The organism is Nocardia testacea NBRC 100365 (genome assembly GCF_000308775.1).
Taxonomy (GTDB): domain Bacteria; phylum Actinomycetota; class Actinomycetes; order Mycobacteriales; family Mycobacteriaceae; genus Nocardia; species Nocardia testacea.
Window position 1 is genome coordinate 1 of record NZ_BAGJ01000106.1, and the last position, 23,452, is coordinate 23,452.

Here is a 23,452-nt window from a genome sequence, read left to right on the forward strand (position 1 = left end):
GGGATTCCCCGGACGGACGATCTCGGCGGGGTTCGGACGCGCGGTCCGGCCGAGAGCCGCTCGCATGCCCGCCGGTACGGGAACCGCCCGCTCGCCGATCCTGCGGGGAACCTGCCGGGCGTTCACCCTGCCGGGAACCCGCCGGACGCTCACCCCGACCCGACCCCGCCGGACGCTCACCCCGCCGGGGATCTGCCGGACTCCGGCCCCATCCGGATCCCGGCTGCCGCTCATCTCGAGCAGAACCCGCCGAGCGGCGACCCTCTGCGGACCCGGCCGAACGCTCGTCCCGGCCGGAACGATCCGGACCCTCGTCCCGACCGGAATCGGCCGGACGACGGACCTGCCCCGACCCGGCCGACCGGCCGGACCGCCCGGGATCGCCGCGTCGCTCCGGCGATACGTCCCGGCCGTCCGCCTCCGCGGCACCCGGTTCGGTGTGGCGCCGGAAGCCTCGGCGCCGCTCGCCACCCGAGCCGGTCATTCGACCACCGCGCCGGGCGCCAAACGGGCGCCGCGCGCCCAATCGAGCGCGGCCATCATCCGTTTGCCCTGCGGTTGCACCTGATCCAGCCGTACCGCGGTGGTGGCGGTGCCGACGAGCACACCGGTCTTGCGCACCTCGATCTGCCGCTCGGGCAGCACCTCTTCGACCAGTTCCACCGGCCCCAGTTTGAGACGGTTCCCGGCGACCGTGGTCCAGGCGCCGGGGAACGGAGTCACCGCGCGGATGGCGCGGCCGACCGCCAGGGCCGGCTGATCCCACCGGACCTGCGCCGCTTCGACGGTGATCTTGGGTGCGTAGGACACCCCGTCCGCCGATTGCGGAATCGCCTGCAGGGTGCCGTCCTCGACCCCGTCGAGGGTCTGCTCCAGCAGCGCCGCGCCGCTGTCGGACAACCGGCCCAGCAGATCGGCGGCGGTATCGGTGACGGCGATCCGTTCGGTCACCACACCGTAGACCGGCCCGGTGTCCAGACCGGTCTCGATCCGGAAGGTGGACGCACCGGTGATCTCGTCGCCGGCCGCGATGGCGGCCTGAACCGGCGCCGCGCCGCGCCAGGCGGGCAGCAGCGAGAAATGCAGATTGATCCAGCCGTACTTCGGAATCTCGAGCACCCGGGGCGGCAGCAGCGCACCGTAGGCGACCACGGGACAGCAGTCCGGGGCCAGCTCGGTGAGCGCCTCGACGAATTCGGGGTCGCCCGGCTTACCCGGGGTGAGGACCGGAATGCCGTGTTCGTCGGCGAGCTGCCCGACCGGTGAACGTTTCAGCTTCCGGCCACGTCCGGCGACGGCGTCGGGCCGCGTCACCACGGCGACCACCTCGTGCCGGGAATCGAGGAGGCGGCGCAGCGAGGGAACCGCCGGGTCGGGAGTACCGGCGAAGACGATCCGCATCAGTGGTCCCGCTCGGCGAGGGCACGGCTCGGCCGGACCGTCAGCCCGGCGACGAACCAGTCGGATTCACGGATGGTGCGCATGGCCTGCTTCCGGTCGGGGGGATCGAGCCGGTCGATGAACAGCGTGCCGTCCAGATGATCTGTTTCGTGCTGCACACAGCGCGCCAGCAGGCCCTCGGCCTCGAATTCGACCGGGTTGCCGTCCACATCCACGCCGGTCGCCCGCACCCGCATGGCGCGCCTGGTCTCGTGATTCACTCCCGGAATGGACAGGCAGCCCTCCGGGCCGATCTGTTCCTCCTCGTCCAGCGCGCTCCAGCTCGGGTTGATCAGATGCCCGCGGGCGTCGCGGGTGTCGTAGACGAACACTCGCAGACCGACACCGATCTGCGGAGCCGCCATACCCACTCCGCCGTCGTCGTACATGGTGTCGGTCAGATCCGTTACCAGCTGCCGCAGTTCGGGGCCGAATTCGGTGACCTCCGCCGCGCGGGCTCGCAGGATCGGATCGCCGAAGAGGCGGACGGACTGGACGGTCACGGTAGCTCCCGAAGACGTGAGGCAGGGCAGGAAGGTTTCATTCTAGGTAGCCCGGCACGGCCGTGCTCAGGGCGCCGCCCCGCCGGCCTCCGGACCCGGCCCCGGGCCGCCTCGTGTACCGCGGCACGGGTTCCGCCGGGTCACCGGATCTCCCGCCGGAAGCGGGCGATGAACACGGCTCAGATGTTCCCGCCGATGATCACCTCGGGAATGCCGGTGCCGAGCGGTACGGGTACGCATACCGGTTCGGGGGCATGGCCGGGGTCGAGGGCCTGGAACAACAACTGGAAGACGTAGGGGTCGTAGACCATGTGGAAATGGCCGGTGAGATCGACCGGGCAGCGATCCTGCAGCACGATGTTGTGTGCTCCCGGGCCGCGCAACGCGATGTTGCCGAAGGGCTGGATCACTTCGTCGACCCGGCTGCCGACCGTGGTGTAGCGCACCCCGGGCACGGTATCGCCACCCGCGTTGAGTTCCCGCATGAACGGTGAATCCTGCACCTGCTGGACCGCTGCCACGGAGACCGCCCGGGTCGCCAGGTCCATCGCGCCCGGGAGCTGCTCGGCGATCGGGACCAGGCCGTACAGGACCCCGCCGTAGGTGGGTGAGGCCAGGCCGACCCAGTTGCCGACGTAGGGCGCGCCGCCGAGTTTGTTGATGTAGTAGCGGGTGACATTGGCGCCTTGGGAGAAGCCGACGAGATCGACCTGCGGAGCCCCTGTCGCGGCACGTACCTCGTCCACGAACTGCGCGATCTGGTAGGCGCTGAGCACGATGTCCTCGGTGCCGTAGGTACCGGCGCCCGGTTTACCGCCGTAGTTCAGCGCGAAAACGCAGAACCCGTGATCCACGAGCTGCGGCCCGATGACCGACCAGTCCGTGTAGGCGCTCGCGTCGGTGCCGTGCGCGAGGATCACCGGTCGCGGATGGGCCGCGTCCGGGACACATCCGAAATCATTGGTACCGCGGGGCACCGCGTTCGGATGCGACTTCATATAGAGCACCGCTCCCAGCTGATCGGGTTGCGGTGGAGCAGGGTCCGTGGGGACCGACGCGGGAAGGTAACCGGCCGGCTGGGCGGTGCTCTCGACACTCGCGAGCAACACCGACCCAGCCAGCGCGACAGCCACGGTCATCGTTCGCAGGGCGCGCCTGCCGATTTGTGATCCGTCCCGCCCCGTCGGCCATCGAAATTGTTTCACTCCACAATCTTCTACCCTGTCGGCTCGGCGGAAAACCGGAGCCGGAGGTTTTGACCACCCCGTTACTTTGCGGAGTCCTCGTCTCCGGCGAGGATGCGGTACAACGCTTTCCGCGCCTCGGTGAGCACCTCGGCCGCCTTGGCCGCCTGCTCCGGCGTGCCCGCCGCCGCCACCTGCGCGACCGCGCCCATGAGCGGGCCGATCAGTGCTCGCAGATCATTGGTGTGCGCGCCGACCCCTTCCTTGACCTCGGCCCACGGATCCCCGAGCTCCGCCCGGTTCTCCGTGACGTGGGTCGTACCTGTCTCGGTCAGTTGGGCGGTCTTGCGACCGGCCACTTTCTCGATGGTGATCAGACCCTCGCCCTCCAACTGTGAGAGTGCCGGGTAGATGGATCCCGGGCTGGGGCGCCAGAGATCGTCACTGCGTTCGCGGATCCGCTGGATGAGCTCGTAGCCGTGCATGGGACGCTCGGCGAGCAGCAGCAGGATCGCCGCCCGTACGTCGCCGCGCCGGCCCCGGCCGCCCCGGCCGCGCCCGCGCCCGAATCCCGGGCCGAATCCCGGGCCGAACCCTGGCCCGAAGCCGGGCCCGAAGTCCCCGCCGAAGCCCGGCCCGAATCCGTGCGGACCACCGTGGCGGAACGGCCCGCCGGGACCGAAACCACCCGGCCGGGGACCGCGCCCACGGCGTCCGCGACCCTTGCGAAATTCCGCGTTCTCGATGTTTTCCATAGCAGCCTCCCGAGCTACTCGATCGGTTTGTGTAGCATCGACGATATATCGGCAATCTATCCAACGCAAGCCCCTGCCGGATTGATTCCCCGGTCGTCCCGACACCCACCGACAGCGCAGCCGACCGGTTCGGGCGAGGTCGTGGTCCGGGCCGGTCGGCCATGGTCCAGGCCGCAACCGGTTCGTCGATTGCCGCCGGAACACGGAATGCGCACCCGATCGGCGGGGTGTCCGCCGGTGAGGCCTTTCGCGCCAGGTCCCGCCGGTTTCCGCCACCAAGGATCCGCGGCACGGGTGAGTGTGTCGCGAATCCGGATGAGGTCGACGTCCGAGCAGGTCACGCCTATCGTGAACAGCCATACCTGGCGATTCGCGGCCGCCGCGCACACTCCGCGATGCCGACGGCCGGCCCGGTCCCTGCCCGAGCGGGTCAGCCGATTTCCAGCGGATCTATCTGAATCCGGGGCGGCGACTCCGCCCGCTGACTGCTTCGGACCGCCTGCGCCGCCATGAGCGCCTGCGTCAGCGCCGCGCCACTCCTCCGCGGCGTACGCAGCAGCACCCGTTCGACCTCCGTACTCGGATCGCCACCGTCCCCACGGGCGCCGGAGGGCAACCGCGCGGCGGCCGGTAACGGCACCGGGCCCAGCACCTCCACGGCGGCCGGGAGTTCGGCGGCCGCGAGCAGGGCGGCGATTCCGTCCGGAGTGCCGTCGACGGCCGCCATCCGCACCGCCGGCGGAAAACCGACCTCGGTCCGCTGCGCCAATTCGGCGGCCGCGTGACCGGCCGGATCCCAGCGCAGCAGCGCCTGCACGGTGGGCACGGCCGGATCGGCCATCACCAGCACTTCGCCGTCGGGCCGCACCAGGGCCGCGGCGCTCAGCCAGCGGCGCAGCGCGTCCTCGGCGGCGCGCAGATCGGCGCGGCCGAGCAGCGCCCAGCCGTCCAGCAGCAGCCCTACCCCGTAACCACCGGCGAGCAACGGTTCGGCTCCGACGGTGGCCACCACGACCTGGGGCCCGGGCGGCACCGTATCCAGTACCGCCGCGCCGCTGGACCCCCGGATCGGTACCCCGGGAAATGCCCGGCCGAGTTCCTCGGCGGTCCGTGCCGCACCGATGACCACGGCGCGCAACACCCGGCCCCCGCAGGCCGGGCAGCGGAACGCCGCCTCGGTACGCCCGCACCAGCGGCAGACCGGACTGTGCGCCACCCCGGGGTCCCCGGCGGCCCGATCGGACCCGGGCAACGACAGTGGTCCCACACAGCGGCGGCAGCGGGCGGGTGTCCGGCATTTCGTACAGGCGAGCGCCGGAACGTACCCGCGGCGCGGCACCTGCACCAGCACGCCGGACCCGGCGGCGAGCGCCTTGCGGGCCGCGGTGAAGGCGGCGGCGGGGATCCGGATCGCACGCGCCATCGGATCGCGTTCGAGCGCGGCGTCACTGTCTCCCGGAGCGCTGATCCGCGGCGCGGCGGCCCGTACGGTCGCCCGGTCGGCGAGCAGGTCGTGGGCCCATCCGGTTTCCACCACGGCCTGGATCTCGGCGGTCCGGGCGAATCCGGCCGCCACGAAGGCCGCGCCGGTCTCGTGGGCGCGGAGCATAGCGACCTCCCGCGCGTGCGGATAGGGGGCGCGGGGCTCGGCGTAGGTGTCGTCACCGTCGTCCCAGATCGCGACCAGGCCCAGGTCCACGGCGGGCGCGAAGACCGCGCTGCGGGTACCCACCACCACGCGCGCGGTCCCCCGCAGGACGGCGAGCCATCGCCGATACCTGGCTGCCGGGCCGAGCCCCGCCGACAACCCGACGGCCGAATCCCCCACCAGCCGTTCGCATTCGCGCAATACCCGATCGAGGTCGCGCTGGTCGGGCACCATCAGGATCGCACTGCGACCGTCCGCCACCACCACCGCCGCGAGCTCGGCCAATCGCCGCGCCCAGTCCTCCCCCGGCAGGGCCTGCCAGGCCGCCCGCGGACCCCGGCGGGACGCGAGTGCGGTGAGGAAGGCGTCCCCGTGCCGGTACCGGCGCCAGGCGCCGGTGTCCACCTCACCGGGTAGCGCCGCACCATCCGTCCCTGCCGAACCGACGGCCTCCCGCGGCCCCGCCCCGGTCGTATCCGAGCCGCGGACCGGCGAACCCCCGGACTCCCCCGGCATCCCTGGGACTCCGGGCGTTTCGACCACACGCGACGGCACAGCCGCCCCACCCGGGCCGGAGCGGCCGGTTCGACCGGCGCCACGCGGCCCGCCCACCTCGGTGTTCGCACCCGCGTCGTGGCCGACACGCGGCCCGGTCTCCGTACCCGGTCGGGGGTACGCACCGGCCGCGGTGTCCGTGCCCGACCCGGCGTCCACACCCGACCCGGCATCCACACGCGGCCTGGCCATCACGCCCTGCTCGGCGCCGGGACCCGTCCTGGGGTCGTCACCCGATCCGGCGTCCACCAGTTCGTCGGCCGGACCGGACCCCGCATACGCACCCGACGCTGCGTCCGTCCGCGACTCGGAGCCGGCCCCCGGCCCGGTCCCGGCGCCCGGTTGCGACCCGATATCCGCATGCGGCCGAGCGTCCGTGTCCGGCTCGTCGTTCCCGGCCGGCCCGGCCTGCGCGTCCGGCTCCGCGGTCCGGGTCCCCGCCGAGCCGGCCGCAGCCACCGTCGGACCGTCCGTCTCTCCGCGCTTCTTCGGCGGCCCGCCGTTCTCCACTCGGGCATGTCGCGGCGGGATCGCCAGCCGGAGTACATCGGCACGGGTCCCGGCGCACCGCGCGGCCACGGTCGTGGCGAGACGCAGGATTTCCGGGGTGAGCACCTGTTCGGCGGATACCACCCGCTCCAGCCGGACCAGCTTGCCCGGATGATCGGATTCGGCGTGCCGGGACAGTAGATAACCGTCCACCAGCCGCCCCGCGAAGCGGACCCGCACGCGGACACCGGGGCGGGCGATATCGTCCAGCTCCGGGGGTACCACATAGTCGAAATCGCGGTCCAGGTGCGCGGGGGTGAGCAGCGGCAGCACCCGGGCGATCGGGTTCTCAACCGGTCCCGGGTCGGGGCCGGCGGCCTTCTTCGGGCGGGCGGCCCGGCGGCGCGGCCGCCCCGCCTCGGCCGACACCCCCGCCGACGCGGGGTCGGCGGGGGTGTCGGTGGGAGGTCGATCCACGCGGGACGTGGAACTTACAGTCCGGCGGCGGCGCGCAGCTTGTCCGCGCGGTCGGTGCGCTCCCAGGGCAGATCGATATCGGTGCGGCCGAAATGCCCGTAGGCGGCGGTCGGCGCGTAGATCGGGCGCAGCAGGTCCAGGTCGCGGATGATCGCGCCCGGGCGCAGATCGAACACCTCGGTGATCGCCGACGAGATCTGGGCCGGATCGACCTTCTCGGTGCCGAAGGTTTCGACGAACAGCCCCACCGGCGCCGATTTACCGATCGCATACGCGACCTGCACCTCGACCCGGTCCGCCAGCCCCGCCGCGACCACGTTCTTGGCGACCCAGCGCATGGCGTAGGCGGCCGAGCGGTCGACCTTCGACGGGTCTTTACCGGAGAACGCGCCGCCACCGTGGCGGGCCATACCGCCGTAGGTGTCGACGATGATCTTGCGGCCGGTCAGCCCGGCATCGCCCATCGGGCCGCCGAGTACGAACTTGCCGGTGGGGTTCACCAGCAGACGGATATCGGAGATGTCCAGATCGGGGATCGCGATATCGGCGAGCACCGCGTCGACGACCTTCTCCCGGATATCGGGGGCCAGCAGATTGTCCAGATCGATATCGGCGGCGTGCTGGGTGGACACGACCACGGTGTCCAGCCGGACCGCCTTGTCACCGTCGTATTCGATGGTGACCTGGGTTTTGCCGTCCGGGCGCAGATACGGCAACACCCCGGTCTTGCGGACCTCGGTGAGCTTGCGCGAGAGGCGGTGGGCCAGCGCGATCGGCAGCGGCATCAGCTCGGGAGTGTCGGTATTGGCGTAACCGAACATCAGGCCCTGATCGCCGGCGCCCTGCTGTTCGATCTCATCGTCGGAGCCACCGACCCGCGCCTCGTGCGAGGTGTCGACGCCCTGCGCGATATCGGGCGATTGCGCGCCGATGGCGATATTGACGCCGCAGGAGTTCCCGTCGAACCCCTTTGCCGAGGAGTCGTATCCGATCTCGAGGATCTTCTCCCGGACGATATGCGGAATATCCGCGTAGGCCTCGGTGGTGACCTCTCCGGCCACGTGGACCTGGCCGGTGGTCACCATGGTTTCCACGGCGACCCGGCTGCGGGGATCCTGCGCCAGCAGTGAGTCGAGGATGGAATCGCTGATGGCGTCACAGATCTTGTCCGGATGACCCTCGGTCACGGACTCACTGGTGAATAGCCGGCTACCGGACGTGCGCACAGTTTCCCTCTTCCTCAACGGTTACTCGTGTCCGGAGGGACCGTAGCGCACGGCTCCGGTCACGCCCCTGGACTTCAGACTATTAGAACGGGCGGCGTAATTGGGGCTTCGGACACCATCCTGGACGGGTTTCCGATCGTGCGTGCCCGCACACCCTGGAGCGGGCTGGATGGTATCGCCTTCGCGCCCGCGGCGGGCAGTTCGCGCGCCCGGCACGGCCGGAGCCGACACAACGGATCCCGCGTTCGGCGGGGTACCGGTTTCAGCTCAGCAGCGGACCCAGCGCGTCGAGGACACGACTGGCCAGCAGCGCCTTGGATCCGTGGTCGAGCGCCTGCTCGCTACCGTCCGCACGCAGCAGCCAGCCGTCGTTGGTGTCGACCTCGAACGCCTTACCGTCGCCCACCGCGTTCACCACGAGCAGATCACAACCCTTACGGGCCAGTTTGGCCCGCGCGTGGGTGATCACGTCACCGTCGGCGTCGCCGGTCTCGGCGGCGAATCCGACGATGGCCGTTCCGGGCAGCCGGCCCTCCCGGCGCTCCTGGACCAGACCGGCGAGGATGTCCTCGTTCTTGGCCAGGGCGATGGTGTCGGGCTCGTCCTTGCCCTTCTTGATCTTGGCGGCGGCCACCGTGGCGGGCCGGAAGTCGGCGACCGCGGCGGCCATGATCACCGCGTCCGCGCCGACCGCGTGCTTGTCGACCGCGGTTTTCAGCTGTTCGGCCGTGGTGATGTGGACCAGCTCGACCGCGGCCGGCGGCGCCATCTCGATGGTGTTGCCGGCGATGAGCGTGACCTGGGCGCCGCGCTGGGCGGCCACCCTGGCGAGCGCGTACCCCTGCTTACCGGAGCTGCGGTTGCCGAGGAAGCGAACCGGATCCAGCGGCTCCCGGGTGCCGCCCGCGGTGATCACCACGCGCCTGCCCACCAGGTCCCGCGGAATCGCGTCGGCACGCTCGAGCAGCAGCGATGCCAGACCGAAGATCTCCTCGGGTTCGGGCAGCCGGCCCGGACCGGTGTCGGTACCGGTGAGCCGGCCGGACGCGGGCTCCATCACGGTGGCGCCGTGCGCGCGAAGAGCCGCCACATTCGCGACCGTCGCCGCGTGCTCCCACATCTCGGTGTGCATGGCGGGCGCGAACAGCACGGGACATCGGGCCGTGAGCAGGGTGGCGGTGAGCAGATCATCGGCGCGCCCGTGCGCGGCCCGCGCCATGAGGTCCGCGGTGGCGGGCGCGATGACGACGAGTTCCGCCTCCTGGCCCAGCCGCACATGCGGCACCTCCGGCACATCCGAGAAGACCCCGGTGTGCACGGGATGGCCGGACAGCGCCTCGAAGGTCGCCGTGCCCACGAACTGCAGTGCCGCCTCGGTGGGGATCACCCGGACGGTATGGCCGGTCTCGGTGAACCGCCGCACCAGCGCGCACGCCTTGTACGCGGCGATTCCGCCGCCCACCCCGACAACTACCCGCGCCATAGCGCGCCTCCTGCCCTATCGGCCCATCACCGGCCGGCGGTCATTCGCCTTCGGTGTGCTCGAGCAGATCGCTGTGGATCTCCCGCATCGCCACCGAGAGCGGCTTCTCCTGCGGCAGCGGCTCCACCAGCGGGCCGACGTACTCGAGGATGCCGTCACCCAGCTGGTTGTAGTAGTCGTTGATCTGGCGGGCCCGTTTGGCCGCGTAGATCACCAGGCTGTACTTGGACGAGGTGCGGTCGAGCAGCTCGTCGATCGGCGGATTGGTGAGGCCGACCGGGGTGTCGTAGGCGGGCGTGGCGGTATCCGTACTGCTCACTGAGGAAGCTCCTGCGGGGTCGGTGGCTCGGCTGCGCGGCGGATCTGCGGCCGCGCACCTGGCTACGAATTGGAATTCGTGCTGACGAACAACGATACCAACTGCGCACAGGCGCTGGTCACGGTGTCGTTCACGATCACAGTGTCGAACTCGTCACGTGCGGCCAGTTCCACCCGCGCCGTCGCCAGGCGGCGTTCGATGACCTCCGGCGATTCGGTGCCGCGGCTGCGCAGCCGGTCCACCAGCTCCTCCCAGCTGGGCGGCGCGAGGAACACCAGCACGGCCTCCGGCATCGCCCGCCGGATCGACCGTGCTCCTTCGAGGTCGACCTCGATGAGTACCGGCAGCCCCTCCGACAGGGCGGCGCGTACCGGCGCGGCCGGCGTACCGGACCGCTGCAGACCGCCGTGGATATCCGCCCATTCGAGCAGATCCCCGGAAGCGATCATCGCGTCGAACTCGGCCCGGCTGACGAACCGGTAGTCGCGACCGTCGACTTCACCGGGACGCGGGGCCCGTGTCGTCGCCGAGACGCTGAAAACCAGTTCCGGCAGCCGTTCGCGGACACATCGCACCACGGTGGATTTGCCCACGGCCGAGGGGCCGACCAGTACAACCAGCCGACCCTTCGTCATGTTCTCGATCACCGAGGGTGTCAGGCGCCGAGATCGAATTTGGCGAGCAGCGCCTTGCGCTGCCGGTCGCCGAGACCACGCAGCCGGCGGGTCGGCGCGATCTCGAGCTCGTTCATGATCTCCTCGGCCTTCACCTTGCCGACCTTGGGCAGGGCTTCCAGCAGTGCGCGCACCTTCATCTTACCGATGATCTCATTGGTCTCGGCCTGACCGAGGACCTCTTTCAGATCGGTGCCGCCGCGCTTCAGGCGATCCTTGAGCTCTGCCCGCTCACGGCGAGCGGCAGCCGCCTTCTCCAGAGCAGCGGCGCGCTGCTCATCAGTCAGCTGGGGAAGGGCCACGGTTCCTCCGTCTCATCATTCCTGCATCAAAACCTGCCGAACTACCCGGCAGTCTCAGCGACCGTACCCACGACGCCCCCGGATTGCGAACCCACCCCCCAGGTCAGGGCATGAATCGGACCCGGTATCGGCCCCTTGCCGACCCGCCCGCATCCCTGCTTGCCGTAGCTGCACCCCCCGCGCCCACATGTACGAAACAGCCTGCCATCAGCGGCTTTTCGAGCACCGACGGGAGTTGCGGCACGATAACCACACCTCGGATCGACCTGCCGGCTACCGCCCGGCCGCCCTACCAGGAATTTTCTGGGAAATTTTCGCCCGAGCCCCTGCTGAGCGAGCGCAAGCGCGTCCGGCAACAAAAAACCGGATCGCCCGAACCCTCCGAGCCGACCACCGAGGCGCCCGTATCGCCCGAATATGTACAGCGTACAGCGGGCCCCCCGAATGGCTGCATACGAGCGCTCAGCAGTCGCCGCGACAAACAGCTCCCCCTCGGGCGTTGCGCCCACACCCCCATCCGAGCCTCAAAGCCGACGCAACCCGCATGTGTCGAGTCTTACGAGACACCTCAAAGGGTTGAGGCCCGTCTCGCCGTTTCGGCCTCGAAAGCGCCCGCGCCGAAGGCGCAAGTCTCGAGGCCGAAACGGCGAGACACAAGGGGGCCTCAACCCCGCGCCGCCGAAGGCGGCGCCAAAAAAACACAGCACCGCCCCCCCCGGACATCCAGGCCCGGACGGAGGTCCCCGAAATCGTCCACGAAACGGCCGACAGACAGCCACACGGGCAGACGGGCAGTACCCGATGCCGTCCCACCCCGACCCACGACCGCGATCCTCGCCGTCGGCAACCGCGACCCGCACCGAACTCGGTATCGAACGCGTGCGGCCGGCGGAAAGGCGTCCGGAGGACAGGTCTGCCAGGACCGCGAGAACCCGGACACCCGGCGGAGCGGTCTGCGGCCGACCGCGAAGGACAACCGGTACAGAACCGCACCGGAACGCCCTTATCACCGCAGGAAGGCGAACTCCTCCTGGAACTCCGCCAGCCGGCCGCGCAACGCCTCGACCGAGGGCCCCGCGCGCAGCACGTCTCGCGACACATTCGGTACCGCCGCCCGCCACAGCGGTTGCGGCAACAATGCCCGTACCTTGTCCGCCGTACCCCCTTGGGCCCCCACGCCCGGCAGGAGTACGGGTCCGTTGAGCATGCTGAGGTCCGGGATCTCGGTGAGGGTGGCGCCGACCACCACCCCTACCGAGCCGATATGGCCGGCGGGGTTCAGCTGGGCGGCGTCGTCGACCACGGTCTGCGCCACGGTGCGGCCGCCGACCGTCGCCTGCTGGATCTGGGCGGCTTCGGGGTTGGAGGTGGCCGCCAGGACGAAGACGCCGCGGTGGCCGGCGTGGGCCAGCTCGAGGGCGGGGCGCAGGGCACCGAAACCCAGGTAGGGGGAGACGGTGACCGCGTCCGCGCCCAGTGGGCCGTCGGCGAGCCAGGTGCGGGCGTAGGCGTCCATGGTGGAGCCGATATCGCCGCGTTTGGCGTCGGCCAGGACGAGGGTGCCCGAAGCGCGCAACACCTCGATGGTGCGTTCGAGCACCCCGATCCCCGCGGCACCGTAGGCCTCGAAGAAGGCGACCTGTGGTTTGACCAGGGCCACCGTTCCGTCGAAGGCTTCGACACAGCGCTCCGCGAAGGCCTCGAGCCCGTCGGCGTCGGCGGACAGACCCCAGGCGTCGAGCAGCGCGGGATGGGGATCGATCCCGACACAGATCGGCCCGTGGGTGTTCATGGCGGCGGCCAGCCGCTCACCGAACGTCGTGGTCGTCATCGCCCGCGCCCTCAGCCGCGCAACGCCGAGTGCAGTTCTTGCAGCGACCGCACACCCAGTCCGCCGTTGATACTGGCCTCGATGCCCTGGACGGCCGCCGCGGCGCCCTGGACCGTGGTGATACAGGGGATGTTGACACCGACCGCGGCGCTGCGGATCTCGTAGCCGTCCACCCGGGGCCCGGAGTTGCCGTAGGGGGTGTTGAAGACCATATCGACCTCTCCGTCACGGATCTGGTCCACGATGGACGGTTGCGGGGGTGTGTTGCCACCGGCCGCGGAGACCGGGTCCGAGTGTTTGCGGACCTGTTCGCACGGGATTCCGTTGCGGCGCAGCATCTCCGCGGTTCCGGCGGTGGCCAGGATACGGAACCCGAGATCGTGCAGCCGTTTCACCGGGAACACCATGGCGCGTTTGTCGCGATTGGCGATGGAGACGAACACGGTGCCCTCGGTGGGCAGCGACCCGTACGCCGCGGACTGGCTCTTGGCGAACGCGGTACCGAAATCGGCGTCGATGCCCATGACCTCGCCGGTGGATTTCATCTCCGGGGAGAGCAGCGAATCCACCTGGCTTCCGTCGGCGCTGCGGAAGCGGTGGAACGGCAGCACCGCTTCCTTGACCGCCACCGGAGCGTCCAGCGCGACATGTCCGCCGTCGCCCTCGGGCAGCATGCCCTCGGCGCGGAGTTCGGCGATGGTGGCGCCGAGCATGATGCGCGCGGCCGCCTTGGCCAGCGGCACCGCGGTGGCCTTGGAGACGAACGGGACAGTGCGGCTGGCGCGTGGATTGGCCTCGAGGACGTAGAGGACATCGTCCTTGAGCGCGTACTGCACGTTCAGCAGACCCTTGACCCCGATCCCCTTGGCCAGGGCGATCGTGGAGCGGCGTACCGCTTCGATATCGCTGCGGCCCAAAGTGATCGGCGGCAGCGCGCAGGCGGAGTCGCCGGAGTGGATACCGGCTTCCTCGATATGTTCCATGACGCCGCCCAGGAAGACCTCGTCGCCGTCGCAGAGCGCGTCCACGTCGATCTCGATGGCGTCTTCGAGGAACCGGTCCACCAGCACCGGATGTTCGGGGCTGAGTTCGGTGGCGCGGGAGATGTAGCCCTCGAGGGACTGCTCGTCGTAGACGATCTCCATACCGCGACCGCCCAGTACGTACGAGGGGCGTACCAGGACGGGGTAGCCGATATCGGCTGCGATCTTGCGAGCCTGCTCGAAAGTGGTGGCGGTGCCGTATTTCGGCGCGGGCAGCCCGGCGGCGACCAGCACGTCACCGAATTCGCCGCGGTCCTCGGCGAGGTCGATGGCGGCGGCGCTGGTGCCGACCACCGGCACCCCGGCGGCGGTGAGCCGTTCCGCGAGCCCCAGCGGTGTCTGCCCGCCGAGCTGCACGATGACCCCGGCGACCGTGCCGGATTCGGATTCGGCGTGGTAGACCTCGAGCACGTCCTCGAAGGTGAGGGGTTCGAAGTAGAGGCGGTCGGCGGTGTCGTAGTCGGTGGACACCGTTTCCGGGTTGCAGTTGACCATGACGGTCTCGTAACCGGCCGCCGACAGCGTCTGCGCCGCGTGGACGCAGGAGTAGTCGAATTCGATGCCCTGGCCGATGCGGTTGGGCCCGGAGCCGAGGATGATCACCTTGTCGCGATCGGGCTGCGGGGCGACCTCGGATTCGGCCGCGGGGTCGAGTTCGTAGGCCGAGTAGTGGTATGGGGTCTTGGCCTCGAATTCGGCGGCACAGGTATCGACCGTTTTGAACACCGGTCGCACCCCGAGCCGGTGCCGCAGGGCGCGTACGCCGCTCTCACCGGCCAGTTCCGGCCGCAGTTCGGCGATCTGGCGATCGGAGAGGCCGTGGTATTTCGCCCGCCGCAGCAGCGATTCGTCCAGGACGGGCGTCTCCAGCAGTTCCGTGCGCAGGTCCACCAGTCCGGCGATCTCGGCGACGAACCACGGGTCGATTCCGGAGGCGGCGGCGACGTCCTCGATGCCGGCGCCGAACCGCAGCGCGCGTTCCACCTGGTAGATCCGGCCTTCGGTGGGGGTGCGCAGATCCGCGAGGATCTCCGCGATCGCGGCGTCGATATCGGCCTGATCGGTGGAGGCCGGTGCCCATTTTCCGTCCGCGGCGGTCCAGAAGCCGGCCGCCTTGGTTTCCAGCGAGCGCAGCACCTTACCGAGCGCCTCGGCGAAATTACGGCCCAGCGACATGGCCTCGCCCACCGATTTCATGGTGGTGGTCAGGGTGGGGTCGGCGCCGGGGAACTTCTCGAACGCGAACCGCGGTGCCTTCACCACGACGTAGTCGAGGGTGGGTTCGAAACAGGCCGGGGTCTCTTTGGTGATGTCGTTGACGATCTCGTCCAGGGTGTAACCGATGGCCAGCTTGGCCGCGATCTTGGCGATCGGGAAACCGGTGGCCTTGGACGCCAGCGCCGAGGACCGCGAGACGCGCGGGTTCATCTCGATGACGATGAGCCGACCGTCCGTGGGGTCCACCGCGAACTGGATATTGCAGCCGCCGGTGTCCACCCCGACCTCGCGCAGGATCGCGATACCGAGATCACGCATCTTCTGGTACTCGCGGTCGGTGAGGGTGAGGGCGGGGGCGACGGTCATGGAGTCGCCGGTGTGCACACCCATCGGGTCCACGTTCTCGATCGAGCAGACGATCACGACATTGTCGCGCCCGTCGCGCATCAGCTCGAGTTCGTATTCCTTCCAGCCGAGGATGGACTCCTCGATCAGCACATTCGCGGTCGGCGAGGCGGCCAGACCGCCGCCGGCGATCCGGTCGAGGTCGGTCTCGTCATAGGCCATCCCGGACCCGAGCCCGCCCATGGTGAACGAGGGCCGCACCACGACCGGGAAGCCCAGCTCCGCGACGGTGTCGCGGACCTCGTCCATGGTGTAGCAGACGCGGGAGCGGGCGCTCTCCCCGCCGACCCGCGCCACGATGTCCTTGAATTTCTGGCGGTCCTCGCCGCGCTGGATGGCCTCGAAATCCGCGCCGATCAGCTCGACCCCGTACTTCTCCAGCACCCCGCGCTCATGCAGCGCGACCGCGGTGTTCAGCGCGGTCTGCCCACCGAGCGTGGCCAGCAGCGCGTCGGGACGTTCCTTCTCGATGACCTTCTCGACGAACTCCGGGGTGATCGGTTCCACGTAGGTGGAATCGGCGAATTCCGGGTCGGTCATGATGGTCGCCGGATTCGAGTTGACCAGCGAGACACGCAGCCCCTCGGCGCGCAGCACCCGGCACGCCTGGGTGCCGGAGTAGTCGAACTCGCACGCCTGACCGATGACGATCGGGCCCGAACCGATGACCAGAATGTGTTCGAGGTCGGTACGGCGTGGCATCAGGCTCCCTCCATAAGACCGGAGAACCGGTCGAACAAGTACGCGGCGTCATGGGGCCCGGCGGCCGCTTCCGGGTGGTATTGCACGGAGAAGGCGCGGCCGTCGATCAGGCGCACCCCCTCCACGACGCCGTCGTTGGCGCAGACATGGCTGACCTCGGCTTTGCCGAACGGGGTGTCGAACTGCTCGCCGCGCTCCCCCTCCAGCGCGAACCCGTGGTTCTGCGCGGTGATGGAGATGCGGCCGGTCTCGTGTTCGACGACCGGGATATTGATCCCCCGGTGCCCGAACTTCATCTTGTAGGTGCCGCGGCCCAGCGCCCGGCCCAGGATCTGGTTACCGAAGCAGATACCGAACAGCGGCAGCCCCTTGTCGAGGATGCCCTGGGTCAGGGCGACCGCGGTATCGGCGGTGGCCGGGTCGCCCGGACCGTTGGACAGGAACGCGCCGTCGGGCTTCAGTTCCAGGATCTTGTCCAGGCTCGTCGAGGACGGGACCACGTGCACCCGCATACCCCGAGCCGCGAACATCCGCGGAGTGTTCGATTTGATCCCGAGGTCGACGGCGACCACGGTGAACCGGGGAGTGCCCTCCGGTTCCACGGTGTAGATCCGGTCGGTACTGACCTCACCGGCGAGATCGGCGCCCAGCATGGAGGGCTGGCCGGTCACCCGGGCGAGCAGCTCCTCGGTGCCGGCGAGCGCGGGGCCGGAGAAGATCCCCGCCTTCATCGAGCCGCGGCTGCGCAGATGCCGCACCACCGCCCGGGTGTCGATACCGGCGATACCCACGATGTTCTGCTGTTCCAGTTGCCCCGGCAGGGTGCCGTTGGAGCGCCAGTTCGAGGCACGGCGCGCGGGATCGCGGACCGCGTAGCCCGCGACCCAGATCTGCTGCGATTCGTCGTCCTCGTCGTTCCAGCCGGTGTTGCCGATCTGCGGGGCGGTGGCCACCACGATCTGCCGGTGGTAACTGGGATCGGTGAGGGTTTCCTGATACCCGGTCATGGCAGTGCAGAACACCGCCTCGCCGAGGGTCTGGCCCACCGCTCCGTAGGCGGTGCCGCGGAAGACCCGCCCGTCTTCCAGGACCAGGGCCGCGTCCGTTGTTGTCGTCATTTCTCGTCGTCTCCCGTCGTTGCCCGCGCCCAGGCCGGATACACCGTTTTGTCGTCGCCGCGGAACCCGGTGTCGATCTCGGTCCCGCTCGGCAGCGTCCAGCGGATCACCAGGACTCCGCCCTCGCTCATGACCTTGCCCGCGTGTCCGCGTTCGGTGCGGATCGCGGAGATGGACTCCTCCGGAATCCAGATCGCGGTCGCGCCCTGCCGTTCCAGCAGGATTCCCTTCTCGAAGCGGGTGAGCTCCGCGGTCGCGCGGAAGCCGAGGTCACCGACCGCGATCCGATCCTGCCAGCTCGGCGCGATGGTGCTACCGAGGTAGAGGCCGGTGGTCGGGTCCAGCACCCGCGCCCCTGTCTCTTCCGGTACCGCAGGCAGATCGCCGATCCGGTCGGCCTGCCGGGCCGCACGATTACGCCAGCCCCGGTACATCAGATAGACGAACAGCGCCCACAGCAGAACGCAGCCGAGAACCCACAGTGTCCGTTCCATCAGCGCTCTCCCACTCGGATACCCCCGGGGGCAGCGGCCACCCCGTCGCGGGCGGTGATCCGGCCGCGCAACAGCGTGGTGGTGACCCGCCCCGGCAGCGTCATCGCCTGATAGGGGGTGTTGTTCGCGATACTCGCGAGGTCCTCGCCCGCCACGGTCCAGGTGGCCTCCGGATCGACCAGGACCAGGTTGGCCGGCTCGCCCTCGGCGATCGGCCGGCCCTGATCGTCGAGGCCGACGATCTCGGCGGGCCGTTCGCTCATGACCCGCGCGACGCCGCGCCAGTCCAGCAGACCGGGCCGCACCATGGTCTCCACCACGATGGACAATGCGGTCTCCAGACCCAGCATCCCGGGCCGTGCCGCGGCGAATTCGCAGCATTTGTCCTGTTCGGCGTGCGGGGCGTGGTCGGTGGCGACACAGTCCACGATGCCCTCCGCCAGTGCCTGCCGCAGTGCTTCGGTATCGGAGCCCTCACGCAGCGGCGGGTTCACCTTGTTCACCGCGTCGTAGGTTTCCAAGCGGGCGTCGGTCAGCAGCAGATGATGCGGCGTGACCTCGGCCGTGATCGAGATACCTTGCGCTTTCGCCCATTTCACCAATTCGACGGTGCCGGCTGTGGAAGCGTGGCAGATGTGGACTCGTGCGCCCGCGTCCCGGGCCAGCAGCGCGTCGCGCGCCACGATGGATTCCTCCGCCGCCCGCGGCCACCCCGCCAGACCCAGCCGGGCCGCCGTCGGTCCCTCGTGCGCCACCGCCCCGGAGGTGAGCCGGGGCTCCTCCGCGTGCTGCGCGATGAGCACGCCCAGCGAGCGGGCGTATTCCAGCGCGCGCCGCATGATGAGCGGGTCGTGCACACAGTGTCCGTCGTCGGAGAACATGCGCACCGCACCCGCTCCGGTGGCCATGGTGCCCATCTCGGCGAGCTGCGTACCGGCCAGACCCACGGTCACCGCGCCCACCGGGTACACATCGACCAGCCCGACCTCCTGCCCACGCCGCCAGACATGGTCGGTGACCACCTGAGTGTCGGCGACCGGTGAGGTATTGGCCATGGCGAACACCGCGGTGTAGCCGCCCAGCGCCGCTGCGGCGGAACCCGATTCGATGGTCTCGGTGTCCTCGCGGCCGGGTTCGCGCAGATGGGTGTGCAGATCCACGAATCCGGGCAGCAGCACCTTCCCGGTGCCGTCGATGATCTCGGCGCCCTCGGCCCGCAGGCCGTTCCCGATCTGCCGGATCACACCGTCGGTGATCAGCACATCCACCGGCTCGCCCTCGCCGTAGGGACGCACCCCGGTGATCAGCACATTGCCGCCCGATCCGCTCACGCCGCGGCCTCCTGCACTCCGACCAGCAGGCGGAACAGCACCGCCATGCGCATATGGACTCCATTCGTCACCTGTTGCAATACGGCGGCGCGCGGTGAATCGGCCACCGACGACGCGATCTCCATACCGCGCAGCATCGGGCCGGGATGCAGCACCACCGCCTGTTCGTCGAGCAACGCCAGCCGTCGCTCCGAGAGGCCGTAGCGGATCGAGTACTCGCGGGCCGACGGGAAGAATCCGCCGTTCATCCGTTCCGCCTGGACCCGCAGCATGAGGACGGCGTCGGCGCCGGGCAGCTCGGAATCCAGATCCGTCGAGACCCGCACCGGCCACCCCTCGACGCCGACCGGCAGCAGCGTGCGCGGCGCGACGAGCACCACCTCCGCGCCGAGCGTGGACAGCAGGAAGGCGTTGGACCGGGCCACCCGGCTGTGCAGGATATCGCCGACGATCACCACCCGTTTGCCGGCGATATCGCCGAGCCGCTGTCGCAGGGTCAGCGCGTCCAGCAGCGCCTGGGTGGGGTGCTGATGGGTGCCGTCGCCGGCGTTGATCACCGCGGGTACCGAACTGCCCGACTGCCGCGACCAGTCCTCGAACCAGCGGGTGATCTGATGGGCCGCGCCGGAGGCGGGATGCCGCACGATGAGCGCGTCGGCGCCCGCGGCGTGCAGGGTCAGCGCGGTATCGCGCAGCGATTCCCCCTTGGCCACCGAGGAACTGCTCGCGCTCACATTGATCACATCGGCGCTCATCCATTTGCCCGCGACCTCGAAGGAGACCCGGGTGCGGGTGGAGTTCTCGAAGAAGACCGTCATCACCGTGCGCCCGCGCAGGGTGGGGAGCTTGCGCACTTCGCGGCCCAGCAGCGCCTGTTCGAACCGTTCGGCCTCGTCGAGCAGTTCGGTGGCGGTGTCGCGATCCAGATCGGTCACGGTCAGCAGATGTCTCACTGTGTCTCCCCCTGATGCAGGAAAACCCCGTCGCGGCCGTCGTGTTCGGACAACAGCACCGACACGTCCTCGGTGCGCGCGGTGGGTACGTTCTTGCCGACGAAATCGGCGCGGATCGGTAGTTCGCGGTGGCCGCGGTCGACCAGGACCGCGAGCTGGACCGCGCGCGGCCGGCCCAGATCCCGCAGCGCGTCCAGGGCGGAGCGCACCGTGCGCCCGGAGAAGAGCACATCGTCGACGAGTACGACCAGCGCGTCCTCGATCCCGCCGTCCGGCACCGAAGTGCGTTCCAGCGGCCGATGCGGTTTGGTGCGCAGATCGTCGCGGTAGAGCGTGATGTCGAGGGAGCCGAGCGCGGGCCGCACTCCGGAGAATTCCTCGATCTTGTCGGTGAGCCGGTGCGCGAGGGTGGTGCCGCGGGTGGGGATACCGATGAGAACCACCCGGGGCGTGCCGGGATCGCCCGAATCCAGGGCGGTGCGTTCGATGATCTGATGCGCGATCCGCGCGACCGTGCGGCCGACATCGGAGGCGGAGAGCAGTTCGCGCCCGGTCGCCACCCACTCCGGGGTGTGCCGCTCGGGAGGTGACGTCGCCTCGGCAGCACCGCGTTCTTCGGGCACGGCCATACCGACCTCCTTCCCCGCCTCACTGGACGGTCCGTTAAAGGATGTCTTACGCGGAGCAGCCTATCAGCCGCCGAACGGGGACTTTCACCAGGTGAGGACCGGCCTCGAAGTGTGAACGCAGCCACGCCCGGCGGCGGTGCCGCGGGATGTGATCGCGGTTACCGGCGGGGGTGAGCGGTCATTCACGGACCGCGAGCACGGTACCCATTCCCGGAACCTCGCCGAGACCGGGCCGCCCATACGGAGCGACGAGATCGTTCCAGGCGCGAAAGGTGGTGCGCCAGCCGTGCGCGGTGAACCACGATTCCGCGTCCGGGCCCAGACCGTTGACCGGTCGTGCGGCAGCGGAATCGCCGGAGACGAGGTCGTGGAGTTCCCGGTGCCGTCGGGCGGCGGCGTCGACCTGGAACCGGCCGATGCCGAAACGGCTTCCGGGCGCAGACAATTCGGTCACCGTCTCGATCAGGGCCTGCGCGTCCGGCCTCGGCAGGTAGTTCAGGACTCCCTCCTCCGCCCACAGGGTGGCGACTCCGGGACGGAATCCCGCGGCCGCCAGTGCCCGCCCCCAGTCCCCGCGCAGATCGGCCGGGACCACCCGGCGCACACAGTCGGGCCGGGCCTGCCGCGCGGCCAGCACCGGCTCCTTGAAATCGAACAGTTCGGGGAGGTCCACTTCGAAGAGCACCGTCCCGGCGGGCAGCCCGAGCCGGAAGGCGCGGGTATCCAGCCCGGCCCCGAACAGGACGATCTGCCCGCAGCCGGCGGCCACGGCCTCTCCGAAGCTCTCGTCCACGGCTTTCACCGCCAGGGAGCGGCCTTCGTAGAACTGGTCGGCCAGCGCCTCCAGCCGCGACCAGCGTTCCTCACTGAAGGCCGGGCGGGCCGCCGTCACGAAGGCCGCGGCGAGTGGATCGTCGTAGAGCCGGTCGGGCCGGGCGCTTTCCCGGACCCGGATGAGCGCGACTCCGATCGCGGTCATGGCCACGCCGGCGGTGGGCACCTGGGCGGATGGTCCGCTCATGATTTTCTCCCCTTACTTACTTGTCGACCGGCTAGTAACCGGTTGCAGCGGGGACGTTAGGCTCTGGCCTGCGAACCGTCAACCAGAAGAAGGGGACCCAGTGGGCGCTCGGCGTAGCGATACCCGCGACCGCATCCGGGCGGTGGCGATGGAACTGTTCGCCGAACAGGGTTACGAGAAGACCTCGTTGCGGCAGATGGCCGAGCGGCTCGGTGTCACCAAAGCCGCCCTGTACTACCACTTCCGCACAAAAGAGGACATCGTCGCCAGCCTCTCCGACGATATCCGCAGCGGTATCGACGATCTCGTCACTTGGGCCGAAGGCATCCCCGCGGGCCGGGCCCGCGCGGCGGAGATCCTGGATCGATACGGCGAGCTGCTGCACAGCACGGGCCGCGACATGGTGCGGTTCATGCACGAGAACCAGCCCGCGTTCCGGGAACTCGGCTTCGGGGTGAGCCTGCGCTATCAGTTCCGGCTGCTCGCGGACCTGATGACCGAGCCCGCGCGCGACCCTCTCGATGTGTTCCACGCCCGCCAGGCCCTGCTCGCGATCAGCTGGAGCACGGCGATGATGGGTGATCTCCCGCTGTCCGACGACGAATGCCACCGCGCCGCCGTCGATATCGCACACGAACTACTGAACCGCTGCCGGCTCGGGTAGCCGCGCGCTGCGAACCCGCCGAACAGGACCGCACAGTGGAACTACTCGCCGAGCCGGCCGGCGGCATCCGGTGAACCGTCACCCGGCCGTATGCGCGAGAACGGCATCCGCCAGCTCCTGGTGGACCTCCGGTGGCAACGTATGGCCCATACCCGCCACGATCATCAGCCGGGCCCCGGGGATCTGCTCGGCAATGAGTGCGCCGTGGCCCGGTTTGGCCGGCTCGTGACTGCCTTCGACGACCAGCGTGGGCGCCTGCACCCGGTGCAGTGCGCCCACCGGTTCGAAGTCCGGCCGGGCCGCCGCGGCCAGCCGATGGTTGGCCACGGCCGCCAGGTCCCGGGCGCGGTCGTGGATCCGTTCCTGCAGCCGGCGTGCCGCGGCCTCGTCGAACGGCAACCCGGCCCCGTGCAGCACGCGCTGCTCGGCGATCATGCCGGCGATCCGGGCGTCTCGGCTCTCCGGCGGCGGACCGGCCATCAGCGTGCGGTAGAACTCGACGAATTCGGGCGTCGGCTCCGGCAGACTCCCCGCGGGCTGCGGCTCTCCCAGCAGCGCCCGCATGAGGACCGCGCCTTCGCCGCCGCCGAGCGGGGAGGAACCGATCACGGTCAGCGAGCGCACCCGCTCCGGCCGCTCCACGGCGACGAACTGACCGAGCAGCCCACCCGCCGAATGGCAGACCAGATGCGCACTCTCCAGTCCGTGCGCGTCCAGCACGCGGTAGACATCGTCCTTGATATCTCCCCACGTGTACGGATGCGCCGCGAAATCGACCGTGTCCGACAGACCGGTGTCGCGGTGGTCGTACCGGATCACCCGGCGACCGCCGGCGACCAGGCGGCCGACGAACTCGTCCGGCCACAGAATGCCCTGCGACATCGACCCCATGATCAACAGGATCGGCACATCCGTCGCGGTGCCGAATTCTTCACTCCAGAGATTCACGTCGCGCATGGGGTGAGTTGTCCTCTTCTGTAGATGTACC

The 23,452-nt window shown here is 69.7% G+C and carries 20 protein-coding genes; 1 reads left to right on the forward strand and 19 read right to left on the reverse strand.

Going from position 1 to position 23,452, the window contains the following annotated elements; genetic code table 11:
* Positions 1–480: 480 nt before the first annotated feature.
* The 18 genes from fmt to ON38_RS15770 all read right to left on the reverse strand — a co-directional run bounded on the left by fmt (position 481) and on the right by ON38_RS15770 (position 21,800).
* Positions 481–1,401, reverse strand: a complete 921-nt coding sequence (gene fmt, locus ON38_RS15685; protein WP_039825545.1) for a methionyl-tRNA formyltransferase — start codon at positions 1,399–1,401, stop codon at positions 481–483.
* Positions 1,401–1,943, reverse strand: a complete 543-nt coding sequence (def, locus tag ON38_RS15690; protein ID WP_039825546.1) for a peptide deformylase — start codon at positions 1,941–1,943, stop codon at positions 1,401–1,403. The genes fmt and def overlap by 1 nt, the downstream gene beginning before the upstream one ends.
* 179 nt (positions 1,944–2,122) lie before the next feature.
* A complete protein-coding gene (locus ON38_RS15695) occupies positions 2,123–3,091 on the reverse strand; it encodes an esterase/lipase family protein (RefSeq protein WP_373281221.1) in 969 nt (322 codons plus the stop codon).
* Between the two features lie 119 nt (positions 3,092–3,210).
* Positions 3,211–3,882 carry a PadR family transcriptional regulator gene (locus ON38_RS15700; protein WP_051164841.1) on the reverse strand — a complete coding sequence of 224 codons (672 nt, stop codon included), beginning with the start codon at positions 3,880–3,882 and terminating at the stop codon, positions 3,211–3,213.
* Positions 3,883–4,312: 430 nt separating this feature from the next.
* A complete protein-coding gene (locus ON38_RS37520; protein ID WP_373281222.1) occupies positions 4,313–6,907 on the reverse strand; it encodes a primosomal protein N' family DNA-binding protein in 2,595 nt (864 codons plus the stop codon).
* A 158-nt stretch (positions 6,908–7,065) separates the two neighbouring features.
* A complete protein-coding gene (gene metK / locus ON38_RS15710) occupies positions 7,066–8,277 on the reverse strand; it encodes a methionine adenosyltransferase (RefSeq protein WP_039825548.1) in 1,212 nt (403 codons plus the stop codon).
* Between the two features lie 262 nt (positions 8,278–8,539).
* A complete protein-coding gene (gene coaBC / locus ON38_RS15715; RefSeq protein ID WP_039825549.1) occupies positions 8,540–9,760 on the reverse strand; it encodes a bifunctional phosphopantothenoylcysteine decarboxylase/phosphopantothenate--cysteine ligase CoaBC in 1,221 nt (406 codons plus the stop codon).
* 40 nt (positions 9,761–9,800) lie between these two features.
* The gene (gene rpoZ / locus ON38_RS15720; protein ID WP_030521475.1) at positions 9,801–10,079 is read right to left on the reverse strand and encodes a DNA-directed RNA polymerase subunit omega; all 279 of its coding nucleotides are present in this window, start codon (positions 10,077–10,079) and stop codon (positions 9,801–9,803) included.
* Between the two features lie 62 nt (positions 10,080–10,141).
* A complete protein-coding gene (gmk, locus tag ON38_RS15725) occupies positions 10,142–10,714 on the reverse strand; it encodes a guanylate kinase (RefSeq protein ID WP_051164844.1) in 573 nt (190 codons plus the stop codon).
* A 20-nt stretch (positions 10,715–10,734) separates the two neighbouring features.
* Positions 10,735–11,055, reverse strand: a complete 321-nt coding sequence (gene mihF, locus ON38_RS15730; RefSeq protein WP_039825551.1) for an integration host factor, actinobacterial type — start codon at positions 11,053–11,055, stop codon at positions 10,735–10,737.
* Positions 11,056–12,061: 1,006 nt separating this feature from the next.
* Entirely contained in the window at positions 12,062–12,886 is an 825-nt protein-coding gene (pyrF, locus tag ON38_RS15735) for an orotidine-5'-phosphate decarboxylase (RefSeq protein ID WP_039825553.1), read from the reverse strand.
* An 11-nt stretch (positions 12,887–12,897) separates the two neighbouring features.
* Complete coding sequence (gene carB / locus ON38_RS15740) at positions 12,898–16,254, reverse strand: carbamoyl-phosphate synthase large subunit (protein WP_039825554.1); 3,357 nt, start codon at positions 16,252–16,254, stop codon at positions 12,898–12,900.
* Positions 16,254–17,372, reverse strand: coding sequence for a glutamine-hydrolyzing carbamoyl-phosphate synthase small subunit (carA, locus tag ON38_RS15745; protein ID WP_039825555.1), 1,119 nt, complete (start codon positions 17,370–17,372; stop codon positions 16,254–16,256). Before carA ends, carB begins: the two co-directional genes overlap by 1 nt.
* Positions 17,369–17,866, reverse strand: coding sequence for a PH-like domain-containing protein (locus ON38_RS15750; protein WP_039825556.1), 498 nt, complete (start codon positions 17,864–17,866; stop codon positions 17,369–17,371). Before ON38_RS15750 ends, carA begins: the two co-directional genes overlap by 4 nt.
* Positions 17,866–19,197, reverse strand: a complete 1,332-nt coding sequence (locus ON38_RS15755; RefSeq protein WP_039825557.1) for a dihydroorotase — start codon at positions 19,195–19,197, stop codon at positions 17,866–17,868. Before ON38_RS15755 ends, ON38_RS15750 begins: the two co-directional genes overlap by 1 nt.
* Positions 19,194–20,150 carry an aspartate carbamoyltransferase catalytic subunit gene (locus tag ON38_RS15760; protein WP_030521483.1) on the reverse strand — a complete coding sequence of 319 codons (957 nt, stop codon included), beginning with the start codon at positions 20,148–20,150 and terminating at the stop codon, positions 19,194–19,196. Before ON38_RS15760 ends, ON38_RS15755 begins: the two co-directional genes overlap by 4 nt.
* The gene (pyrR, locus tag ON38_RS15765) at positions 20,147–20,779 is read right to left on the reverse strand and encodes a bifunctional pyr operon transcriptional regulator/uracil phosphoribosyltransferase PyrR (RefSeq protein ID WP_039825558.1); all 633 of its coding nucleotides are present in this window, start codon (positions 20,777–20,779) and stop codon (positions 20,147–20,149) included. The genes ON38_RS15760 and pyrR overlap by 4 nt, the downstream gene beginning before the upstream one ends.
* A 178-nt stretch (positions 20,780–20,957) precedes the next feature.
* Complete coding sequence (locus ON38_RS15770) at positions 20,958–21,800, reverse strand: SAM-dependent methyltransferase (RefSeq protein WP_039825559.1); 843 nt, start codon at positions 21,798–21,800, stop codon at positions 20,958–20,960.
* 100 nt (positions 21,801–21,900) lie between these two features.
* Between ON38_RS15770 and ON38_RS15775 the strand changes: the two genes are divergently transcribed.
* Complete coding sequence (locus ON38_RS15775; RefSeq protein ID WP_039825560.1) at positions 21,901–22,464, forward strand: TetR/AcrR family transcriptional regulator; 564 nt, start codon at positions 21,901–21,903, stop codon at positions 22,462–22,464.
* Positions 22,465–22,542: 78 nt separating this feature from the next.
* Here the strand turns inward: ON38_RS15775 and ON38_RS15780 are convergent.
* Positions 22,543–23,452: alpha/beta fold hydrolase (locus ON38_RS15780; RefSeq protein ID WP_218000786.1), on the reverse strand; the 910-nt coding region annotated here is incomplete at its 5' end.

Excerpts from the sequence above, each read along its gene's own strand:
- ON38_RS15770 (WP_039825559.1), bottom strand. The coding sequence starts at position 21,800 with ATGAGCGGACCATCCGCCCAGGTGCCCACCGCCGGCGTGGCCATGACC.
- carB (WP_039825554.1), bottom strand. The coding sequence starts at position 16,254 with ATGCCACGCCGTACCGACCTCGAACACATTCTGGTCATCGGTTCGGGC.
- fmt (WP_039825545.1), bottom strand. The coding sequence starts at position 1,401 with ATGCGGATCGTCTTCGCCGGTACTCCCGACCCGGCGGTTCCCTCGCTG.
- gmk (WP_051164844.1), bottom strand. The coding sequence starts at position 10,714 with ATGACGAAGGGTCGGCTGGTTGTACTGGTCGGCCCCTCGGCCGTGGGC.
- pyrF (WP_039825553.1), bottom strand. The coding sequence starts at position 12,886 with ATGACGACCACGACGTTCGGTGAGCGGCTGGCCGCCGCCATGAACACC.
- ON38_RS15750 (WP_039825556.1), bottom strand. The coding sequence starts at position 17,866 with ATGGAACGGACACTGTGGGTTCTCGGCTGCGTTCTGCTGTGGGCGCTG.
- carA (WP_039825555.1), bottom strand. The coding sequence starts at position 17,372 with ATGACGACAACAACGGACGCGGCCCTGGTCCTGGAAGACGGGCGGGTC.
- pyrR (WP_039825558.1), bottom strand. The coding sequence starts at position 20,779 with ATGGCCGTGCCCGAAGAACGCGGTGCTGCCGAGGCGACGTCACCTCCC.
- coaBC (WP_039825549.1), bottom strand. The coding sequence starts at position 9,760 with ATGGCGCGGGTAGTTGTCGGGGTGGGCGGCGGAATCGCCGCGTACAAG.
- ON38_RS15700 (WP_051164841.1), bottom strand. The coding sequence starts at position 3,882 with ATGGAAAACATCGAGAACGCGGAATTTCGCAAGGGTCGCGGACGCCGT.